Below are 19,150 nucleotides of genomic sequence, written 5' to 3'. Positions count from 1 at the left end.
CCATGCAGATCGTTCTCGTCATTACCCTTATTGCAGCAGCAATCGGCAGCGGTCTTGTCGCGGGCATCTTCTTTGCCTTCTCGACCTTCATCATGACCGCTTTTTCGCGCATCCCGGCAGAACAGGGCATTGCCGCGATGAATTCCATCAACGTGACAATCGTGCGCTCGCCCTTCATGCTGCTTTTCGTGCCAACGGCGATCCTCTGCGTCGTGATCGCAGTGCTGGCCTTCATGAACTGGCGCGGCGGCGCCTCTTCGATGATGCTGGCCGGCGCAGCACTCTATGTTTTCGCGTCCTTCCTCGCGACCATCGTCTTCAACGTGCCGATGAACGATGCGCTTGCGAAAGTCAGCGGCAACGGACCGGACGCGGTACAGCTCTGGACGATCTATCTCAGGGACTGGACCTGGTGGAACCACCTGCGCACCATTGCCTCGCTGCTGGCGTCGGTTGCCTTTGTCCGGGCGCTGATGCTCGTATGAACGACTGCTCGCCGCAGCGATCCAGTGCGCCGTCCGCAGGATTCGGGTGGCCGGCTTCTAGCCCGTATGCGAACATCAGCCAGTCGCAGCGAGGGGACCGCCATGTTCACACTTCATGATTATCTGCCGTCGCAAAATGGCTGGAAGGTAAGGGTTTTGCTCGGCCTGCTCGAAATGCCTTACAGCAGTCGCAGTGTCTCGATCTTTGAGGGTGAGAGCCGTACCGAAACGTTCCTGAAACTCAATCCGGTCGGCGCCATCCCGGTTCTCGAACTCGACGATGGCCGCGCGATCGCCGAATCCAATGCAATTCTCACCTATCTCGCGGAGGGCACGCCCTTCCTACCGTCTGACACCTACGAACGCGCAAAGGTCATGCAATGGCTGTTCTTCGAACAATATCATGTTGAGCCTGTCATTGGCTCACTGCGCTTCTGGACGTTGACCGGACGGTTGGAGCACAACCAGAGCATGATCGCGGGGAAGCGCGAAGCTGCAATCCGCGCGCTCGCTGCAATCGACCGCAGCCTCGCCGACAGCCTGTTTCTTGTCGGCAAACAGCTAACCATCGCGGATATTGCGGTCTATGCCTATAGCCATCGGGTTGAGGATTGCGGCTTCTCTCTCGCAGCCTATCCCGCGTTCGTAGCCTGGTGCGGTCGCGTTCGAGATGCCATCGGACCCGACTGTCCGGTCTACCCCTACAGCCTCGATCCGCATTCCGACGTCCGCGGTGAGCTTTAGACTATGTCTGCTGGGAGAAGGTGATGCGGTTGTTAAAGGGGTCGATAACAGTCATCTCCAGCCCCCAGGGGGCCTCTTCGATGCCCGGCTTCATATAGCGGTAGTCCCTGGCCGCCAGTGCGGCCTGATAGGCGCGGATATCTTTCACCCGCACGAAGGCCCGTGCCCCGGGGCTGGCATCACCGGAATGTTCGCTGAGGTGCAGCTGCATGTTTTCGCGCGAAACCTGACAATAGAGCGGAAAATTTTCGCCGAACCGGTGCTCCCAATCCAGCGTAAAGCCTAGGAAGCCACAGTAGAATTCCATGGCTTTTTCGACGGAGAATATGCGAAAGATCGGCACCGCGGGCTCGATGCCGATTGCGGACTTTGCCCCTTCCGCCTCATCCAGTTTTGCGGCGAGAATATTCCACTGCTCGAGGCCGAATTGTCTGGCGACAATCTCCAGGGTTTCGCTGTGGGTGAGGGAAATATCGCGGTCGGCAAGCGCCTGCCGCAGGGTTTTTGCCATAAGCTTGGCATCGCGAAAATCGCGCATGGTTCATCCTTCTCCGTTGGCGGCAAACAGAAAGATCAGTGCCCGCGTCTGCTGACCCGTTCGCCATCGATTGCCTGGGAGACAAGGATGTGAAGGTGGATTAGGACGCATTCACCATAATGCTTGCGCATCGCGGGGCGGCTGGCTGCATCCGGCCGGTCGTCAGCTTACGAAAGCGCGGGAGAGGGATCAAGAGGCCGAGCGCGCGACACGATGGCACCGAATGAAGGTGACTGGCGAGTTCGACGCGGTTGCGACCGGCGCGTTTGGCAGCATAGAGCGCCTTATCTGCTTCGCCCAGCATGGCATCGAAATCAGCGGCTTGGAGCGCCCGGGGCGATTTCGCAGCCGAGCGTTACAAATTCAACATTCGGCAGCAGCTATAAGAAGAATAATATTTAAGCCCGCAACGTCTGTTCTCAGGCTTTGATCTGCCAATGCAGTGCAAACATCGGATCGAAGACGGTGACAGGACCGGCGCCGGTCTCGATCTTGGCTGGGAAGACCACGGGTTCGGCCTGCCGTTCCAGCGTGATACGCTCCTCGTTGGGCTCCAGCCCATACCAGGCCGGGCCATTTAAGGAGGCAAAAGCCTCCAGCGTGTCGAGCGCGCCATCCTGCTCGAAGACATGCGCAAGGCAGCTCATCGTGTTGATCGAAGTGTAGATCCCTGCACAGCCGCAGGCGCATTCCTTCAATGGATCGACATGTGGCGCGGAATCCGTGCCGAGGAAGAACCTGGCATCACCGCTCGTCGCGGCAGCGCGCAGCGCCAGCCTATGATTTTCCCGCTTGGCGACGGGCAGGCAGTAATAGTGCGGACGGATGCCGCCGACGAGGATGGCATTGCGGTTGATGATCAGGTGATGGGTCGTGATGGAGCCGGCAAGATTGCCCTTGGCCGACTTGATGTAGTCGATGCCATCGGCCGTCGTCACATGCTCCATCGTCACCTTCAGTTCCGGCAGGCGCTTGCGCAACGGGTCCAGCACCGTCTCGATGAAGACAGCCTCGCGATCGAAAATATCGACATCCGGCGTCGTCACCTCGCCGTGGACGCAGAGCGGCAGGCCGATATTCGCCATGCGCTCCAGCACAGGCATTGCCTTCTCCATATCGCGCACGCCGCCATGCGAATTCGTCGTAGCACCGGCGGGATAGAGCTTTACGGCAGTAATCAGCCCGCTTTTCTTGCCCTCTTCCACATCGTCGGCGCTCGTATGCTCGGTGAGATAGAGCGTCATCAGCGGTTGGAAACGATGGCCTGATGGAAGCGCCTTCATGATGCGCTCGCGATAGGCGGCCGCATCCGATGTCGTGACGACCGGCGGCACGAGGTTCGGCATGATGATGGCACGCGCGAAGGTGCGGCTTGTATCAGCGATCACGCCCTCCAGCATCGCGCCATCGCGCAGATGCAGATGCCAGTCGTCAGGACGGCGGATGGTGATCGATTGCATGAGAGCCTCCGAAGCGATGCGGGTTGCGCCTCGATAGCACCAAGACTGGCCCGGAAACAACTGTTCAGGCCAGCGCGATTTCCAATGTCATATCGGCATGACGGCGATTCTCGAGAATGAGGCGGCCGTTCGGCAAATCGTTGCCATAGACCTTGGCGCTCGCTTCTTCCTCGGTCAGCTTATAGCCGCGCCAGCGATCCCAGAGGCGCTCTTCCAGCACTTCCATCGGCGGGGCGAGCATGATTGTGTAATCGAAGATACCGTCAAGTTCGGCCCATTTGCCCTGTGTGAAAAGCAGATAGTTGCCTTCGATGATAATGAAGCGATCCTGGGGATCGATCGGGCGGGCAGAAGCGATGGCAAGCTCACGCGAGCGATCGAAAACGGGAACAAGGACTTCTTGATCGGCAAGGCGTACGGCCTTGATGATATCGAGAAAGCCGCGCACGTCAAACGTTTCCGGAATGCCCTTGCGGGCCAGCAGACCGCGCTCGATAAGAACAGCATTATCCATATGGAAGCCATCCATGGGAAGCACCGAGGCACTCTCGCCTTTGGCCTTCAAGGCGCTGGCGACATTGTCGGCCATGGTGGATTTGCCGGCGCCGGGCGGGCCGGCGATCGCGATGAGGAAGCGCCTCGTATTGCCGGCGCGGTTCAGAACCTCGCCGACAATTTCCTCTATTCTTGCACTCATGCAGCAACGGGCTCCGCAGGGGCTGCCTTGGCACCGGTCATGAAGGCTACGGCGTCGGACATCGTATATTCCTTGGGATTGATGACCGTCAAGCGGCGCCCGAGGCGATGGATATGGATCCGATCGGCCACTTCGAAGACATGCGGCATGTTATGCGAGATGAGGACGATCGGAATGCCGCGGGCGCGCACGTCGAGGATCAACTCCAGCACGCGGCGGCTTTCCTTGACGCCGAGAGCTGCGGTCGGTTCATCCATGATGATGACCTTCGAGCCGAAGGCCGCCGCACGGGCGACGGCGACGCCTTGACGTTGGCCGCCCGACAGAGTCTCCACCGCCTGGTTGATGTTCTGGATGGTCATCAGGCCGAGTTCGGAAAGCTTGTTGCGCGCCTGCTTTTCCATCGCCGGCCGGTCGAGCATGCGGAACAACGACCCGAGCGGACCGGGCTTGCGGATCTCGCGACCGAGGAACATGTTGTCGGCGATCGACAGTGCCGGCGACAGAGCGAGATTCTGGTAGACGGTCTCGATGCCGGCTTCACGCGCCTCCATCGGCGATCTGAAGTGCACCTGCCGGCCTTCGAGCGTGATCACGCCCTCGTCGGGAGTGACCGCACCTGAGATCGCCTTGATCAGCGAGGACTTGCCGGCACCGTTATCGCCGATGACGGCAAGGATTTCGCCCGGATACAGGTCGAAATCGGCATTGTCGAGCGCGGTCACGCGTCCATAACGCTTGACGAGGCCTCTGGCAGTGAGAATGGGTTCGCCAGCCATGATTACACCGAAACCTTTCTGATCCACTGGTCGATAGCGACGGCGGCAATGATCAGCACGCCGGTCAGCAGGACTTTCCATTGCGGGTCGGCGCCGAGCATATTGAGGCCCATCGACACGACGCCGACGATCATGGCGCCGAAGAGCGTGCCGAGAATGGAGCCGCGGCCGCCGAAGAGCGAGATTCCGCCGATCACGGTCGCGGTGATCGCCTGGAGATTGTAGTCGGTGACGGCCGAGGACGGCGAAATCGAACCGTTGCGGCCGATCGAGACCCAGGCGGCGAAGGCGGCGATGACGCCCGATATCGTGTAGACGGTCAGCAATACCTTCTTGGCTTGGATACCGGAAAGCTTTGCGGCCTCCGGATCGTCGCCGACCGCATAGACATGCCGGCCCCAGGCGGTGTGATTGAGCACATACCACAGGAGCAGGACGAGCAGCACCATTGCGACGACGCCAAGCGTCAGCACAGCGCTGCCGAGCTTGAAGCTCGCTGCAAAAAGATGCAGGAGCGGCGCCTGTTCGTCGACGTCCGTATCACGAATCGTCTCATTGGCCGAATAGATGAAGTTCGTCGCCATGACGATGTTCCAGGTGCCGAGTGTCACGATGAAGGGCGGCAGCTTCATGAAGGCGACGAGGAAGCCGTTCAGCAATCCGCACAGGCCGCCGACGAGGAGGCCCGCGATCACCGCGATCGGCGTCGGTATGCCGTAGGTGATGGCTGCATTTCCCATAATGACGGCCGAAATCACCATGATGACGCCGATCGAAAGATCGATGCCGGCGGTCAGGATCACCAGCGTCTGGGCTGCACCGAGAATGCCGACGATGGCGATCTGCTGCAGGATCAGTGTCAGGGTGTAAGACGAGAAGAACCGTCCGCCGATCGTTATCCCGAAAATGATGATCGCCAGCACCAGCACGATCAGCGGCACGGCGGCCGGTGTCGAGTGCAGAAAATGCTGGGCGCGTTTGATCAGCGAGATATTCTCGTGCTCGAACGAAGCGACGTTCTTGTCGCTCTCGTCGAGGACACGTTCAAATTCCTGTGCTCCGGTCATTGTTCCTCCTTCGCATCCGCATGCCGAACCGACGCGGAAGCCGCGACCGATATTCTTCCGGTCTTGCTTAGCCGGTTTGTCGGGCGACGGCGTATCGTCCGCCTAAAACGGCCGGGGATCAAGCCCCGGCCATTCTGTTGTCAATCAGGCGAGGCTCAGCCCCAGCACTTGGCCGTGCCTTCCTTAGTGTCGATCGACTTGACGCCGGAGACCGGCTTGTCGGTGACGAGCGAGACGCCGGTATCGAAGAAGGACTTGCCTTCCGTCGGCTTCGGCTTTTCACCGCTGTCGGCGAACTTCTTGATCGCCTCGATACCGAGCGATGCCATCAGCAGCGGATATTGCTGTGAGGTAGCACCGATGACGCCCTCCTTGACCGACTTGACGCCCGGGCAACCGCCGTCGACCGATACGATCAGTACGTTCTTTTCCATACCGACAGCCTTCAGCGCCTGATAGGCGCCGACAGCGGCCGGTTCGTTGATCGTGTGGATGACGTTGATGCCAGGGTCCTTCTGCAGAAGGTTTTCCATGGCCTTGCGGCCGCCTTCTTCGTTGCCGTTGGTCACATCATGGCCGACGATACGCTTGTCATCTTCATCGCCGATCTTGTTCGGGTTCTTCGGATCGATGCCGAAGCCGATCATGAAGCCCTGGTCGCGCAGAACGTCGACCGTCGGCTGCGACGGCGTCAGGTCGAGGAAGCCGACCTTTGCGTCCTTGGCCTTGTCGCCCAGCGTTTCCTTGGCCCACTGGCCGATCAGCTTGCCGGCGAGCAGGTTGTCGGTCGCAAACGTGGCGTCTGCGGCATCGGCCGGCTCGAGCGGTGTGTCGAGTGCGATGACCAGCAGACCAGCATCACGAGCCTTCTTGACCGACGGGACGATACCCTTGGTGTCGGAAGCGGTGAGCAGGATGCCCTTTGCGCCGTCGGCAATGCAGCTTTCGATTGCCGCGACCTGGCTTTCGCTGTCGCCATCGATCTTGCCGGCATAGGACTTCAGCGAAACGCCGAGTTCCTTGGCCTTGGCCGTGGCACCTTCCTTCATCTTGACGAAGAAGGGGTTGGTATCGGTCTTGGTGATGAGGCATGCGGAAACATTTGCAGCCATTGCCGGAGCGGAAAAGGCGACACCGAGCGCGAGCGCGCCGAAAGCGAGAACTGATTTCTTCATGAATTCCTCCCAGAGATTAGCCGGCCCACCCCAAGGCGGCGCCGGAATTCATGCACGATGAGACTTGCGGAATGTGACATGAGCCCCTCCCAAAGCCGTCCCCGTGCCGTTGACGATAGTAATTAAGAGCGAAAGAAAACGGCTTGTCAATAAATAAATCCAATTGAATTATTAATTCGATGTGGCATGCTGATTGAAATTAGGGCATAGGCCGTAATTGGGAGGAGTGGCCAATGTCGTCCTTGGAAGGCCCGGATTCGATGCCGGCCCCACCGCCAATTCTGAATCCGTCGGGAGGTGCGAACCAGATCAGGGTACGCGCCTATAACGAACGCCTCGTGCTGTCGCTTGTGCGCCTCTATGGCGCATTATCGAAGGCCGATATCGCGCGCCGCAGCGGGCTTTCGGCCCAGACCGTTTCCGTCATCATGCGGGCACTGGAGAAGGAAGGGTTGCTATCGCGCGGCGAACCGATCCGCGGCCGCGTCGGCCAGCCGTCCATTCCGATGCGGCTCAACCCGGATGCCGTCTATTCCTTCGGCGTGAAGATCGGCCGGCGAAGCGCCGACCTCGTGCTGATGGATTTCGTCGGCAAGATCCGGCTGCAGTTGCACAGGATCTATGCCTATCCCCTGCCCCATGAGATTCTGTCCTTTGTTACCCAAGGGATCAAGGAACTGGAAGGCAAGCTCGACGAGCGAGAGCGCAGCCGCATCGCCGGCCTTGGAATTGCCGCACCTTTCGAGCTCTGGAACTGGGCGGACGAAGTGGGCGCACCTGCGGGGGCCATGGAGGTCTGGCGCGACTTCGATCTGCAGGCCGAAATTGCTGAACAAGTTTCCTATCAGGTCTTCCTGCAGAACGACGCCACCAGCGCGTGCGGCGCAGAACTGGTGTTCGGTATCGGCCCTTCCTATCCGGATTTCGTCTATTTCTTCATCGGCTCCTTCATCGGCGGCGGGATCGTCCTGAATTCGGCGATCTTTTCCGGCAAGACAGGAACAGCAGGCGCCATCGGTCCGCTGCCGGTGCGCGGCAAGAATGGCGAGACGCTGCAGCTTCTGGAGATCGCCTCCATCTTCGTGCTCGAAAACATGCTGCGCGAGCGCGGCATAGATCCGCAACCGCTGTGGTATTCGGCCGACGATTGGGTTGATTTCGGCGAGCCGATGGAAGCCTGGATCCAGGATACGGCCAAGGCATTGGCACAGGCAATCGTGGCCGCAGCCTCGATCATCGACTTCAGCGCTGCCGTCATCGATGGCGGCTTTCCCGATTGGGTGCGCCGGCGCATCGTGCAGGCGACGATCCATGAAGCGGAAAAGCTCGACCTGCAAGGCGTCGTGATGCCCGATATCGTCGAAGGCGTGGTCGGTGCGCAGGCGCGTGCCATCGGCGGCGCCAGCCTGCCAATCTTTGCGCGTTATCTCACCGACCAGAATGTACTTTTCAAGGAGATCGACAATGCTGAAAGGGCTTGACCCGCTACTGAGCCCGGACCTGCTCGCAACACTGCGGGGCATGGGCCACGGCGACGAGATCGCCATCGTCGACGGCAACTATCCGGGCATCGAACATGCGCGACGGCTGGTCCGACTCGACGGACACCATCTCATTCCGGTACTCGATGCAGTGCTCAGCGTCCTGCCGATTGACGATTTCGTACCCGAAGCCATCTTCCGCTCGACCGTCAAAGCCGAGCGCGACAAGCTTGATCCGGTGCATGAGGAGATGATCACCTGCTGTGCCAAGCATGAGCCGGAGCGTGAGGTCGTCCCCCTCGTCGGGCAGGATTTCTACGGTCGGGTGCGCGCGGCCCATGCGGTCATCCAGACCAGCGAGCCGCGGCTCTACGCCAATATCATCCTCCGCAAGGGCGTGATCTATCCCAAGGAAACGGACGCCCAGGCGGCCAAAGTCGATCCCTTCGTTTACTAGGTTTTAACCCGTACGATCCGATCGAAGTCTGCGATCAGGGCAGCGATTACCCTCGCCTCCTCGTCGGTGAAGTCATGCAATACAACGGCACCCTTGCCGCTGTATCGAAATAGGCGCGCTTGATGAGATCCTAGCTGCCCGCCCGAGAAGCGACTTGGAATGGCCGATGATCGATAGCACGGTCGTGCGGGCGCATCAGCATGCGGCAAGTGAGCGTAAGGTCGGGTGCGGATGTCCAAGGCCCCGGCCGGTCTCTAGGCAAGTCATCCAGCTATCGTCGACGCACAGTAGGTGAAATAGCTCCTGTACAACTCAGTCATACCGCTTCCTATCGACCAATCCGATACACTGATGTGAGTTCGCCCTGCTCCCGATTCAACAACCTCGATGATCGTTTGTAATTTATCTTGCTGCGACTGAAGGAATTTCACTTTCTTGGCGTCATCAGGGTCTTCGCGAAGCCAATAATTGCTGGGCAGATACTTAGTTGCGCAGTTAGCTATAGCTTTATAGTCGCCGCTCATTTCAAAATCGGCAAAATACTGGATCATAGGATCGCAGCCGCATAGCGGGATGAAGACCAAAGATGCCGCCAAGCGCTTCCGCCAGTTTACCGGAATTATCGATTCAGCCATATATTGTTTCCGCCCATGGGCCAATCGTGCAGACCCACCAGGATCGCTCAGATCTCTCCCGCCGACGGTCCCCAGACATCCGTCAGGGCGAAGCCGAGGGGATGCGGATCGAAGGGGTCGAGTGCGACCTGCGACAGGCCGAAGGTGAAGCCGCGGCCGGTGATTGTCGGGATGACGGCCGGTTTGCCGGCCACTTCCGTTACCGCGTGCAGGCCAACCTCGAATTCCGAGCCGATGATCGACTTCGACTTGAAGACATCTCCTACCTTGGCCTTTCCACGCGCGTAGAGCGTCGCAAGGTTGGCCGAGTTGCCGGTGCCGCAGGGCGAACGGTCGGCGCGGCCCGGCCACATGGTCGTGCAGGTACGCACCGTGCCATCGGCCTCCAGATCGCGGAACATGACATAGGCGACGCCTGAGATTGCCGGGATTTCCGGGTGCACGACAGGCATATGGCGGTTGATGAGCTCCTTGAGGATCATGCCGGCCTGCACAAGGACTGCGGCGTTGGCCTTCTCGATCGTCAGATTAATCTGGCCGACGTCAACAAGCGCGTAGAAAATGCCGCCATAGCAGATGTCGGCCTTGATCTTCCCCCAATGGGGCGTGTCAATCTCGACATCCAGTTCGTGGACGAAGGACGGCACCATCGTGAGTTTCACCTTCTCGCAGCGGCCATCGCGGCAGGTAGCCGTCGCCTTCACCAAGCCGGCTGCGGTTTCAAGCGTGACGATGGTTTCCGGCTCATTCATCTCGACAATGCCGGATTCCAGGAGAGCGGTCGTCACGCAAATGGAATTCGAGCCGGAGCTCGCATGCGCCTGATCGGGCTGCAGAATGATGAAAGCGGCGTCGGCATCCGGATGCTTCGGCGGCAGCAATAGGTTGACGGAGCCGATCGGTGCGCCGCGCGGCTCGAGGCAGAGGAAGCGACGAAGCGCCTGCCCCTTGGGGTCGGTGTTCAGCCAGTGAAGCTGGGCGGCGACCGTCTCGCCCGGAATTTTCGGTACGCCCCCGATTGCGACCTTGCCGATTTCACCTTCAGCGTGAACATCCAGAAGCTGGATCGTGCGCTTCCATCTCATCTTTCGAACTCCAGGTCTGACATAAAGCGGGATGCCGCCATCACCGCGGTTCTCCGGTCGGCAACAGGTGCCCACATGACTGCTCTCAATACCTGTTGATACGGAACGGCTTGATATCAACGGGCGTCTGGTCGCCCATCACCATATCCGCGATTAACCGTGCTGTCGTTGCCGAATAGGTGAGGCCCAGATGGCCATGGCCGGTGGCATAGAAGACGCCGGACATTTTCGCGGACGGCGAGATGATCGGTATCGTATCCGGCAGTGCCGGACGATGGCCCATCCATTCGCTGGTCTCCTGAACCTTGAGGCTTGGCAGGATGCGCTGCGCGTGGCGCACGAGCACACGTGGGCGACGGAAATCAGGCGCAGCCGTCAGGCCGGCAAGCTCGACATTGCCGCCGACGCGGATGCCGCCTGCGGTCGGTGTCACCATGAAGGCGCGATGCGGCCAGATCACCGAATAGCGCATGGAGATGCCGGGCTGCATGATCTGTGTGTGGTAGCCGCGCTCGGTTTCGAGCGGGATCGGTTCACCGAGGGCTTCGGCGAGGAAACGCGTATGGACACCGGCAGCCAGAATGACTTTATCGGCTTCGATACGGTTGCCGTTTTCGAGAAGGACGGCTGTTCTGCCATCACTTTTGCGCTCCACGCCCTTTACCTGGCCGGAAACGAAACCGGCGCCGCGCGCCTTCGCCGCCTCGGTGAGTTTTACGACCAGCTTATAGGGATCGCGGATCGACTTGTTGTCCGGCAGCAGCACGGCCTTGGCAATTTTCGGCGACAGCGTCGGCTCGTAATATTGGATCGCGCCATTGCTCAGCACCTCGAATTTCATGCCGTAGCGCCGCATCAGATCAAGATGGCCGCGATCTCCATCGAACTCGGCCTCGGTCTCATAGATCGCCAGGCAGCCTTCTTCGGTCATAAGCTCGGGCGCGCCGATGGCATCGAGCATGGTGCTGATGTCACCGAGGGCGATATTGGATAGACTCATGCCCGCATCCTCGATTTCTCTCAGTCGCGTTGGACGACCGGCGGCGAGGAAGCGCAGGAACCAGGGCAGGATTTTCGGCGCATAAGAGGGTCGCAGCCAGACAGGACCTTCAGGATCAATCAGCCAGCGCGGCAGCTTCTTCCAGGTTGAAGGACCCGAGCCGGCTGCGAAATCGAGGGCGATGCTCGCCATATTGCCATAGGAGGTTCCCCTGCCCGGCTCGCCCTTGTCGATTAACGTGACTTGAAATCCACGCCGCTGCAGCTCGAAAGCAATCGAGGCACCGATCACCCCGGCGCCGACGACGGCCACCGCCTTGCACATTTCATTCGCCATGTCTTATCCACCGCGGTAGAGTCGATCGCCGTTCGGTTGTGATATATCACAACGATGCGAATGCCTATGATTTTTTACAGCGCCTGTTTCGGCGCGATGTGCTCGAGGGAACCATAAAGGCCTTCCGCACGACGCAGCTCGTCCGCGGGAAACAGGCCAAATGCCGAATGGGAGGGCTGCTGAGAGCTTTGCGCGAGATGCCGCATCCGCCGAAAAGAAAAGAGCCCGACGCGGGAGGAGGTGCGTCGGGCTCTTGATCCTGACTGACAACTGGGAGGAGGAGTGTTGTCAGTCCGATGAAGGGAGCGCTGGGAGGAGGAGTGCGCTGCCTTCGTGATTATCAATACCCAATTCATTTGATGGAGAATAGCGAAATTACCGCAATGCAGCAATGCATGGAGCGCAATGCTTGCCTCATAAGTGCCCCGTAGGCGCCTCATTTTGCAGCATCTTTGACCTGACTATCAAAAATAATCCACAAATTGTGACCGTGTGAAGTCCATATAGGCCCATGCATGTTGCGACGCTTTCACGAACCACGCGCATCATCGCCGACATGAAACGCAGCTGGTTCCTGCCGCGTACCGCCAACGCTGCGTGCGTTTCTTGACGCGCTCAAGATGGTGCGAGAACGAAACGAAAATGGCCACGGCTGAAATCGCGGCCGTTAATACCCAGTCCTGGATCTATCAAGCCGCCTTGAAGAGCTTCTTGCCTTCGGCATCGAGAGCAGTGAACTCCTCGTCAGACAGCGTGATGTCGACGGCTGCAACATTTTCTTCGAGATGCTTGACCTTGGACGTGCCGGGGATCGGCAACATAACGGGGCTGCGTTTCAACACCCAGTCCAGTGCGATCTGGCTTGGTGCTGCGTTGTGCTTCCTGGCAATCGTATCGAGCAGCGACCCAGGTTTTGCAAGATCGCCGGCGGCCAGCGGATACCAGGGGATGAAGCCGATACTGTGTTTGGCGCAATAATCGAGCACATCTTCGCTGGTGCGATCGACGAGGTTGTAGCGGTTCTGCACCGTCGCGACCTTGAAGATCTTGGAAGCGGCTTCGATGTCGGCCACCGAGACTTCGCTAAGGCCCGCATGCCGGATCAGGCCGGAATCGAGCAGCGACTTGATCGTATCGAACTGCTCCTTGGCGGGAACCTTCGGGTCGATGCGGTGCAACTGCCAGAGATCGATCTGCTCGACGCCCAGGTTGCGCAGGCTCTTGTGCACCTGCTGGATCAGGTATTCCGGACGGCCGAGCGGCAGCCAGATGTTCGGGCCATGGCGCGTCAGGCCGCCCTTGGTGGCGATGACGAGGCCGTTCTTGTAAGGGTGAAGCGCTTCCTTGATCAGCCATTCGGAAACGTCAGGACCATAGGAATCGGCGGTATCGATGAAGTTAACGCTGAGTTCCGGCAGACGCCTCAGCGTGCGGATCGATTCATCATGATCGGCGGGATTGCCCCAGATGCCATCGCCGGTGATGCGCATGGCGCCGAAGCCGAGGCGGTTGACCTCCATGTCGCCGCCGATTTTGAAGGTACCCGATTTTGCTGCATTGTAATTGCTCATCGTCTTTTCCTCTCTGGCCAAAAATGACTCAAAATCAGTGCATCGAATTCGGTCTTGGGAGATCCAAGTTTCCCGCGAACGAGGCTGATCGCGTCACGCCCAAGCAGGACATTGGGCGTCTGCCCATATAGGGCGGCACCGCCGACATAACAGCCACCAAGCGAAAACATTCGCTTCGAACTGGCGGTGCTGCTCCTCCAGTAAGCTGGGCTCGTGGACTTCTTACAGTGACGGCATCGACGAGAAGCATCGCCGGACGCTGGTCGGCGGGATTAACAGGGGCGGATTTTGCTTATTCACCGAGTTCGGCCAGCATCTTCCAGAGCTCACCAATAAATTCTCATGATCACCTGCCCGATGTGCTCGCGGGTCTGGCGCCGCCCGCGCTCGGGCCTACCCTCGATGGTTTCAGGCTGCTTCTTCTCGGTGAACGCCATCAGACATCATTCAGTCATCCGCTTCGGAGAAAGCGGTGATCTCCATGTCCACTCCGCCAGCGCGATATTTGAAACGCTCACGCGAGAGCTCGAGCGGCTTACGCCGCGATATGCGATAGACGGAGGCTGGTGGCAGATTGCGTACCGTTCCGCCAATGCGCGTCGCTTTCAGGCCCAGGCGATCGAGGATGGGCCGCGGCACGGGACAGCGTGGTCCGTAGGTGAACTGATAGAAGGCGCCGCCGGCCCGTATATAGACAAAAGCCCCGGCCAGGATCGAGGCGATCTTGCGCGGCGACATCGAGAGCAGCGGCAAGCCGCTGATGACGGCACCAACCGGCTCGCCTTCGAAAATATCGGCCTGTGCCAGATGGGCGGCATCCATCTGGAGAATGCGCGCATCTGGAAAACGCTTCTGAAGCGACCCGATGAATTCGGGTCCATATTCGATGAGCGTCAGGTCGCGCTCGCTGATGCCGCGCGCCAGCAGCGCACGGGTGAAGACGCCGGTGCCCGGACCGAGTTCGATAATCGGGCCATCCAGTGCAGCAATCTCGCTGGTCATGATGCGGGCGAGCGAGTCGCCGGAGGGCGCAATGGCAGCAACCCTCAGCGGATTGTTCAGCCAGGAGCGGAAAAAATGCAGGAAATCGGAGCATGCATTTTTTGCGATCATGATTATCCTACCTGTCTGAAACCTGATCTACGGTTGATACGACGATCTCCCGCAGCATGGCAATTCCAAGGCAGGTTCGTCAATCCGCCGTCTGTGTGTATATCTTTATCCATCACCTACCCCCACCTCCTTGATCGAAAATTGTTCGAAACGTCAACTCTCACAAAGAAGAGCTTCCGATAGATGGAGGGTGAGGGCGTACCTCTGGGACGGAAAAGGCAGCCGTGGAGCTGCCCCCTTTGGTAGGGAGGTCAGCCCCCGCCTTGTGCCATCAGGCTCTTTAGTAGTTGCAGCCCGAGCTGCTGGTCGGGTTGAAACGGAGGCCGCAAGCCATGTTGAGCGGCTTCTTGGGGCTGTACTGATAAGGTGTGGACTTGCCGGGTGTGCCGTCGACCGAGCTGGTCGTGCGCGGTTCCTGGCGAGCGCTGGTATTCTTTTGGTGCTTTATGATCTGCTGCGCTGGAGCTGCATTGGCAGTTGCGAAGGCCGAAACGCTGATGATTGCGCCAAAGGCTGCAGCCACGAGGCCATTCTTCACTACGTTGTTCATTTTTTGTCTCCTTGGGAGGATGATCGGAGTTACGCCAAGGAGCTAGGAAGCGGATTTGTCACATTCCACTGCGCTGCAACAGAGATCACGAACACGTGAAATTCGGTGGCATACAAGAAAAAGGCGGCTTTCACCGCCTTTTTCTTTGCCGGCTCAGTAGCCGTTGTCGCACGGCATGCTGCCGGGACCGATCGATCCGCCAAACGTGGAATGGCACATCGTTTTGGGCTCGGGACGATCCAAAGGTTTGCGAACGATGGAGCCCGTGGTGCCGGATTCAACTCCGAACGCAGCAAGCGGATACCAGTAACCGTCGGAGTGACGGCGGGTACCCGGACGTTCCGTGCGAAAGCCGCGATAGCCATGCCAATAACCGGCTTTACCTTTATATTGCACCATCTCCACGTTCGACGGGACTGGGATTTTGGCCTGTCGAACGGGTGCCGCCAGCACAGGAACGGTAGACGAGAGGGCGAGAAGAGCGCTGAGCGCAACGGCGGACGGGACTGGAATACACATTTTCATGATAAACCCTCCTTACTGGATTTACCCATGAAAAACGCGCGCTCAGCGCGTGAAGTTCCGCCATCACACCCAGCTTCCTAACTCGTGATTGCAGGCGATCCGGCGTGACTGAAAGACATAAAAATCAAAAAATACAATGCCTACAAAGACCCGCGAGCGGGCGGCTGCGGCCATTCATCAGGTGCATGAATTCAGTATTCTCAATTGGCGTATAATGGACGGTAGCCCTGGCTCGCGATGCACGAGAGATATTGCCTACGAGCGGCGCCGCTCGCGTTCGTTTCCTTCTCCACAGCATCGCGGTGGCCCGTCATTTGCGCACGCAAGTCGTACTGCCTGTCAGCTTCGTCATACATGGCGTTGGCGTCGGACACACAGAGGCTGTGAGCGATATCAGGGGGATTGACCGGTGAAGCGACGGGCACAAGCACCGGCGCATTGGCACGATCAACACAGCCAGTAAGGGCCGCAATCATTGCAACGAGACCTACTGTACTAACAATTCCCGTCTTCATGCAATCCTCCGGCTTCCGTCTGACATAATCCATCGCTTTCGCAGATAGACGTCGAAGGTTGCGCGAAACTAGGCGCGGAAATGCAAGGTTATGAGAACGCGGCGTCCATCAGGGCTTGAGGCCGCCCTGCCAGGGATCGATGACAACTACGCCGGTGCCCTCGAAATCCCTGATATTGCGGGTCACAACAGTCAGACCATGAATGAGGGCGGTCGCTGCAATCAGGGCGTCGACCTCGTTACGTCGGTCTGGGATGTGCAGATGTGCGCATCGTGTCGCAATCGCATCGTCTACCGGCAGAATACGGCCTGCAAATTCCGGACGCACGCGGTTGTCGAGCCATGAGCGCAGGCGAGCTCCCTGTGCGGCGTCCCGCCGCTGCACGCCGAGCACACCCCGTTCAAGCTCAAGGATGGTGATCGCCGAAATGTAGAAACTGGCTGCATCCTTCGCACCGAACCAGGCCACGACATTGGCGTCGGCCTTGCCGTCACCGATCTTGCGCAGTTCGGAGATGACATTTGTGTCCAGCAGAAAGGTCAAGACAGGTCGAGCCCGCGCGGTGCGATCTCAACGCGGGACGGATCGAATTCGATTTCGGAGAGGCCCGGCATGGCAAGGGCGTCGACAAGGCTACGATATCTGCCAGTGAGGCGTTTGAATTCTTCATAGGTCATCAGAACATGGGAAGGTCTGCCCCGATCAGTGATGATGACGGGGCCATTTCTGGCCGCTTTTTTGGCGCTGCTGACGTCGTGGTTCAACTCGCGGCCGGAAAGGGTCGTAATATTCACGCCGCATCTCCATGTAGGTAATTACCTACATATAGCACCTGAGGACGATAAGACAAGTCGCGATAGGTGCCTACGGCGGTCGAGGCGACCGGAGGCGACGATGAAATGCAAAGCATCGCACATTGCCATCGGTCCGCACCGGGCAATTGCGCGGGGATATCGCCGCTCTAGCTTGAGCGCATATGAGGCGGCTGAGGCCGAGACCGGAGTTTGAAAAGCGGCTTCAGATTCTATTTTAACGGGGTTCGGCCCGCAAAACAGGGACGCTTGAGGATCACCCGAGACTATTTCGCATCGTCGTCAAAATTGGGAAAGAATGGCGCACCCGAAGAGATTCGAACTCCTGACCCCCAGATTCGTAGTCTGGTGCTCTATCCAGCTGAGCTACGGGTGCGCTTGCAGAAGCGGCCGTGCCGCTTGCGTGGGCGGTTCTCTAAAGGGTCTTTTCGGGCAATGCAATAGCTATTCGAAAAAAATCGCGACTTTGATTCCGCAAAGCTCACTTGCGAAAATCGCATCACTTTTCGGCGTGCGACCGGGTGCGGTAATCGTCCAGCGAAACCGGGCGATCCGGAATTTCGATGCGGAACTGGGTGCCGACAGAGGGCTTTTCCACAAGGGCGATGGTGCCGCCATGCGCCAGCACGAGTTCGCGGGCGATGGTAAGGCCAAGGCCCGTGCCACCGGAACGCGCTGAGCCGCGGAATGCGGCAAAGAGGTTCTGGCGCGCCTTCAGCGGCATGCCTGGACCTGTGTCGTCTATCGTGATGCTGACGACGCTGCCGACCCGATGGGCGGCGACGGTGATGCGTCTGACGCCTTCACCCCCCTGCTCACCCGGTGCAGACAGCGCCTGCAGGGCGTTGCGGCAGAGATTGTGGATGACGCGGAACAGTTGCTCACTATCGGCATCCACTTCCAGATCCGGTCCCATCAGCTCGATGAATTCGACGCCGCTTTGCGGATCGATCGCCAGGATATCCTTCACCTCCTGCACCAGCTCATAAAGGCGGATATGACGACGATGCGGCGCTGATTCGGTCGCCTTGCCATAAGAGAGCACTTCGGTCGTGTAGCCGACAGCACGATCGATGGTGCGCAGCAGCTTCGGCGCGAAGCTTTTCACCATGGGATCATCGACATCGACAAGGCGGTCAGACATGAGCTGGGCAGATGCCAGGATGTTGCGCATGTCGTGATTGATCTTCGAGACCGCTAGGCCGAGCGCAGCGAGGTTTCTCTGCTGCTTCAGCGTTTTCTGCAGTTCGAGCTGCATGGAGGTGAGATTGCGACCGGCAACGGCCAGTTCGTCCCGCCCACCATCGCCAACATAGACATGCTGCGGATTTTCAGGGTCGGAGGCGAATTGCTGCATGCTGCCCGTCAGCCTGCGGATCGGGCGGATGAGAATGCGGTTGATCGCGAAGAAAATCAGCGTCGCGGTAAAGAGCGAAATGAGGATCGACAGAAGGAACACATTGCGGGCGTAGACGAACATGGCCTTGCGCAACCGCTTGTCCTTCATGACCACTTCGACGCCGGTATTGGTCTCGCCCACCGCACCGTAGACGCGGATCATGCGGTTGCCGCCGAAGATCATCGTATCCAGCGCATCGCGCATCGCGGTCAATGGCGGGATGTCGCTGAGATCATAGGATTCATCGACAGAGGTCGGCATGTCACTCATGGCAAGCAGACGGGAGGTTCCATCCTTTCGCAGTACGATCGCCTTGGTGCCCGTTGCTTCCAGCGTCTCCTTCTGCAGGGCGCGCGGCAGCTCTATCGGCTGCAGCCCGTCGATGACGATGGCAGCGGCTGCGGCCGTATTCAGCCGATCTTCAAGCCAGCGGATGCGCATGCTTGCGATCGAGGGTACGAAGATCAGGATTTCCGCCAGCATGATGAAGAATACCGTCAGCCATAGCAGCTTGCCCGAGAGGCCTCCGAACCTGCCGGCGCGCGGATACGAACCCTTTACGGCCTCGCTGGCAGCTATGTTTTCCGCTGTGGAAGTATCGCCCTGGTTTTCAACCGGCATCTCGTCCTGTCCGTGCGGCGAAAGGCCGCTCATCAGAATGAGCTCTTATATTAGACGAGAATGCTCCGCTTTCAAATCTTTGCGAGGAGCGGCAAGTCGTCACAA

General features: G+C 59.0%; 21 protein-coding genes, 1 tRNA gene and 1 pseudogene. 4 read left to right on the top strand and 19 right to left on the bottom strand.

Features of this window, described 5'->3' with window-relative positions; all coding sequences use genetic code 11:
• Nucleotides 1–2: 2 nt before the first annotated feature.
• Both FHX15_RS06355 and FHX15_RS06350 read left to right on the top strand, forming a co-directional pair.
• Nucleotides 3–485 (top strand): DUF1772 domain-containing protein, encoded by a 483-nt coding sequence (locus FHX15_RS06355; protein WP_184394690.1) that lies wholly within the window; start codon nt 3–5, stop codon nt 483–485.
• A gap of 102 nt (nt 486–587) precedes the next feature.
• Nucleotides 588–1,229: a glutathione S-transferase family protein gene (locus FHX15_RS06350; protein WP_184394688.1), complete on the top strand. Its 642-nt coding sequence runs from the start codon at nt 588–590 to the stop codon at nt 1,227–1,229.
• 1 nt (nt 1,230) lies between these two features.
• Here FHX15_RS06350 and FHX15_RS06345 read toward each other — a convergent pair whose 3' ends face one another.
• The 7 genes and pseudogenes from FHX15_RS06345 to FHX15_RS06320 all read right to left on the bottom strand — a co-directional run bounded on the left by FHX15_RS06345 (nt 1,231) and on the right by FHX15_RS06320 (nt 6,945).
• Entirely contained in the window at nt 1,231–1,767 is a 537-nt protein-coding gene (locus FHX15_RS06345) for a glyoxalase superfamily protein (protein WP_184394687.1), read from the bottom strand.
• A 214-nt stretch (nt 1,768–1,981) separates the two neighbouring features.
• Nucleotides 1,982–2,106, bottom strand: a pseudogene (locus FHX15_RS30900) (GGDEF domain-containing protein); the annotation flags it as partial.
• Between the two features lie 80 nt (nt 2,107–2,186).
• Nucleotides 2,187–3,227, bottom strand: coding sequence for a dihydroorotase (gene pyrC / locus FHX15_RS06340; RefSeq protein WP_184394685.1), 1,041 nt, complete (start codon nt 3,225–3,227; stop codon nt 2,187–2,189).
• A 64-nt stretch (nt 3,228–3,291) separates the two neighbouring features.
• The gene (locus tag FHX15_RS06335; RefSeq protein ID WP_184394683.1) at nt 3,292–3,924 is read right to left on the bottom strand and encodes a nucleoside triphosphate hydrolase; all 633 of its coding nucleotides are present in this window, start codon (nt 3,922–3,924) and stop codon (nt 3,292–3,294) included.
• Entirely contained in the window at nt 3,921–4,703 is a 783-nt protein-coding gene (locus tag FHX15_RS06330) for an ATP-binding cassette domain-containing protein (protein ID WP_184394681.1), read from the bottom strand. Before FHX15_RS06330 ends, FHX15_RS06335 begins: the two co-directional genes overlap by 4 nt.
• A 2-nt stretch (nt 4,704–4,705) precedes the next feature.
• Nucleotides 4,706–5,770 (bottom strand): ABC transporter permease, encoded by a 1,065-nt coding sequence (locus FHX15_RS06325; RefSeq protein WP_184394679.1) that lies wholly within the window; start codon nt 5,768–5,770, stop codon nt 4,706–4,708.
• A 155-nt stretch (nt 5,771–5,925) separates the two neighbouring features.
• Nucleotides 5,926–6,945: a sugar ABC transporter substrate-binding protein gene (locus FHX15_RS06320; protein WP_184394678.1), complete on the bottom strand. Its 1,020-nt coding sequence runs from the start codon at nt 6,943–6,945 to the stop codon at nt 5,926–5,928.
• Nucleotides 6,946–7,178: 233 nt separating this feature from the next.
• Here FHX15_RS06320 and FHX15_RS06315 point away from each other — a divergent pair, with 233 nt between their 5' ends.
• Together FHX15_RS06315 and FHX15_RS06310 are read left to right on the top strand one after the other, a co-directional pair.
• Nucleotides 7,179–8,426, top strand: coding sequence for an ROK family transcriptional regulator (locus FHX15_RS06315; RefSeq protein WP_184394677.1), 1,248 nt, complete (start codon nt 7,179–7,181; stop codon nt 8,424–8,426).
• On the top strand, nt 8,410–8,883 hold the full coding sequence (locus FHX15_RS06310) for an RbsD/FucU family protein (RefSeq protein ID WP_184394676.1): 474 nt from the start codon (nt 8,410–8,412) through the stop codon (nt 8,881–8,883). Before FHX15_RS06315 ends, FHX15_RS06310 begins: the two co-directional genes overlap by 17 nt.
• Nucleotides 8,884–9,146: 263 nt before the next feature.
• Here the strand turns inward: FHX15_RS06310 and FHX15_RS06305 are convergent, their stop codons facing one another.
• From FHX15_RS06305 to FHX15_RS06250, 12 genes are all read right to left on the bottom strand, one after another.
• Nucleotides 9,147–9,518, bottom strand: a complete 372-nt coding sequence (locus FHX15_RS06305) for a hypothetical protein (RefSeq protein ID WP_184394675.1) — start codon at nt 9,516–9,518, stop codon at nt 9,147–9,149.
• Nucleotides 9,519–9,565: 47 nt separating this feature from the next.
• The gene (locus FHX15_RS06300) at nt 9,566–10,603 is read right to left on the bottom strand and encodes a 4-hydroxyproline epimerase (RefSeq protein ID WP_184394674.1); all 1,038 of its coding nucleotides are present in this window, start codon (nt 10,601–10,603) and stop codon (nt 9,566–9,568) included.
• An 85-nt stretch (nt 10,604–10,688) separates the two neighbouring features.
• Nucleotides 10,689–11,939: an NAD(P)/FAD-dependent oxidoreductase gene (locus FHX15_RS06295; RefSeq protein WP_184394673.1), complete on the bottom strand. Its 1,251-nt coding sequence runs from the start codon at nt 11,937–11,939 to the stop codon at nt 10,689–10,691.
• A gap of 689 nt (nt 11,940–12,628) precedes the next feature.
• Nucleotides 12,629–13,510 (bottom strand): aldo/keto reductase, encoded by an 882-nt coding sequence (locus FHX15_RS06290; RefSeq protein WP_184394672.1) that lies wholly within the window; start codon nt 13,508–13,510, stop codon nt 12,629–12,631.
• 447 nt (nt 13,511–13,957) lie between these two features.
• Nucleotides 13,958–14,623: a class I SAM-dependent methyltransferase gene (locus FHX15_RS06285; RefSeq protein WP_184394670.1), complete on the bottom strand. Its 666-nt coding sequence runs from the start codon at nt 14,621–14,623 to the stop codon at nt 13,958–13,960.
• A gap of 280 nt (nt 14,624–14,903) precedes the next feature.
• Nucleotides 14,904–15,173, bottom strand: a complete 270-nt coding sequence (locus tag FHX15_RS06280; protein ID WP_184394668.1) for a hypothetical protein — start codon at nt 15,171–15,173, stop codon at nt 14,904–14,906.
• A 153-nt stretch (nt 15,174–15,326) separates the two neighbouring features.
• On the bottom strand, nt 15,327–15,698 hold the full coding sequence (locus tag FHX15_RS06275) for a cell surface protein (protein ID WP_184394666.1): 372 nt from the start codon (nt 15,696–15,698) through the stop codon (nt 15,327–15,329).
• A 200-nt stretch (nt 15,699–15,898) separates the two neighbouring features.
• Nucleotides 15,899–16,213, bottom strand: a complete 315-nt coding sequence (locus FHX15_RS06270) for a hypothetical protein (protein ID WP_184394664.1) — start codon at nt 16,211–16,213, stop codon at nt 15,899–15,901.
• A 108-nt stretch (nt 16,214–16,321) separates the two neighbouring features.
• The gene (locus tag FHX15_RS06265) at nt 16,322–16,756 is read right to left on the bottom strand and encodes a type II toxin-antitoxin system VapC family toxin (protein ID WP_184394663.1); all 435 of its coding nucleotides are present in this window, start codon (nt 16,754–16,756) and stop codon (nt 16,322–16,324) included.
• Nucleotides 16,753–17,007, bottom strand: a complete 255-nt coding sequence (locus tag FHX15_RS06260) for a type II toxin-antitoxin system Phd/YefM family antitoxin (protein WP_184394661.1) — start codon at nt 17,005–17,007, stop codon at nt 16,753–16,755. Before FHX15_RS06260 ends, FHX15_RS06265 begins: the two co-directional genes overlap by 4 nt.
• Before the next feature lie 317 nt (nt 17,008–17,324).
• Nucleotides 17,325–17,401, bottom strand: a tRNA-Arg gene (locus FHX15_RS06255).
• 123 nt (nt 17,402–17,524) lie between these two features.
• On the bottom strand, nt 17,525–19,045 hold the full coding sequence (locus FHX15_RS06250; protein WP_184395351.1) for a HAMP domain-containing sensor histidine kinase: 1,521 nt from the start codon (nt 19,043–19,045) through the stop codon (nt 17,525–17,527).
• Between the last annotated feature and the right edge of the window lie 105 nt (nt 19,046–19,150).

This window comes from Rhizobium sp. BK650 (assembly GCF_014195325.1).
GTDB lineage: Bacteria > Pseudomonadota > Alphaproteobacteria > Rhizobiales > Rhizobiaceae > Rhizobium.
This window is presented reverse-complemented; position numbering and strand designations above follow the sequence as displayed.

Bases quoted from the DNA above. Each gene is read 5' to 3' on its own strand.
- FHX15_RS06335 (WP_184394683.1), bottom strand. From the start codon at position 3,924: ATGAGTGCAAGAATAGAGGAAATTGTCGGCGAGGTTCTGAACCGCGCC.
- FHX15_RS06325 (WP_184394679.1), bottom strand. From the start codon at position 5,770: ATGACCGGAGCACAGGAATTTGAACGTGTCCTCGACGAGAGCGACAAG.
- FHX15_RS06250 (WP_184395351.1), bottom strand. From the start codon at position 19,045: ATGCCGGTTGAAAACCAGGGCGATACTTCCACAGCGGAAAACATAGCT.
- FHX15_RS06300 (WP_184394674.1), bottom strand. From the start codon at position 10,603: ATGAGATGGAAGCGCACGATCCAGCTTCTGGATGTTCACGCTGAAGGT.
- FHX15_RS06310 (WP_184394676.1), top strand. From the start codon at position 8,410: ATGCTGAAAGGGCTTGACCCGCTACTGAGCCCGGACCTGCTCGCAACA.
- pyrC (WP_184394685.1), bottom strand. From the start codon at position 3,227: ATGCAATCGATCACCATCCGCCGTCCTGACGACTGGCATCTGCATCTG.
- FHX15_RS06350 (WP_184394688.1), top strand. From the start codon at position 588: ATGTTCACACTTCATGATTATCTGCCGTCGCAAAATGGCTGGAAGGTA.
- FHX15_RS06275 (WP_184394666.1), bottom strand. From the start codon at position 15,698: ATGAAAATGTGTATTCCAGTCCCGTCCGCCGTTGCGCTCAGCGCTCTT.
- FHX15_RS06270 (WP_184394664.1), bottom strand. From the start codon at position 16,213: ATGAAGACGGGAATTGTTAGTACAGTAGGTCTCGTTGCAATGATTGCG.
- FHX15_RS06355 (WP_184394690.1), top strand. From the start codon at position 3: ATGCAGATCGTTCTCGTCATTACCCTTATTGCAGCAGCAATCGGCAGC.
- FHX15_RS06315 (WP_184394677.1), top strand. From the start codon at position 7,179: ATGTCGTCCTTGGAAGGCCCGGATTCGATGCCGGCCCCACCGCCAATT.
- FHX15_RS06285 (WP_184394670.1), bottom strand. From the start codon at position 14,623: ATGATCGCAAAAAATGCATGCTCCGATTTCCTGCATTTTTTCCGCTCC.
- FHX15_RS06280 (WP_184394668.1), bottom strand. From the start codon at position 15,173: ATGAACAACGTAGTGAAGAATGGCCTCGTGGCTGCAGCCTTTGGCGCA.
- FHX15_RS06330 (WP_184394681.1), bottom strand. From the start codon at position 4,703: ATGGCTGGCGAACCCATTCTCACTGCCAGAGGCCTCGTCAAGCGTTAT.
- FHX15_RS06290 (WP_184394672.1), bottom strand. From the start codon at position 13,510: ATGAGCAATTACAATGCAGCAAAATCGGGTACCTTCAAAATCGGCGGC.
- FHX15_RS06305 (WP_184394675.1), bottom strand. From the start codon at position 9,518: ATGGCTGAATCGATAATTCCGGTAAACTGGCGGAAGCGCTTGGCGGCA.
- FHX15_RS06320 (WP_184394678.1), bottom strand. From the start codon at position 6,945: ATGAAGAAATCAGTTCTCGCTTTCGGCGCGCTCGCGCTCGGTGTCGCC.
- FHX15_RS06295 (WP_184394673.1), bottom strand. From the start codon at position 11,939: ATGGCGAATGAAATGTGCAAGGCGGTGGCCGTCGTCGGCGCCGGGGTG.
- FHX15_RS06345 (WP_184394687.1), bottom strand. From the start codon at position 1,767: ATGCGCGATTTTCGCGATGCCAAGCTTATGGCAAAAACCCTGCGGCAG.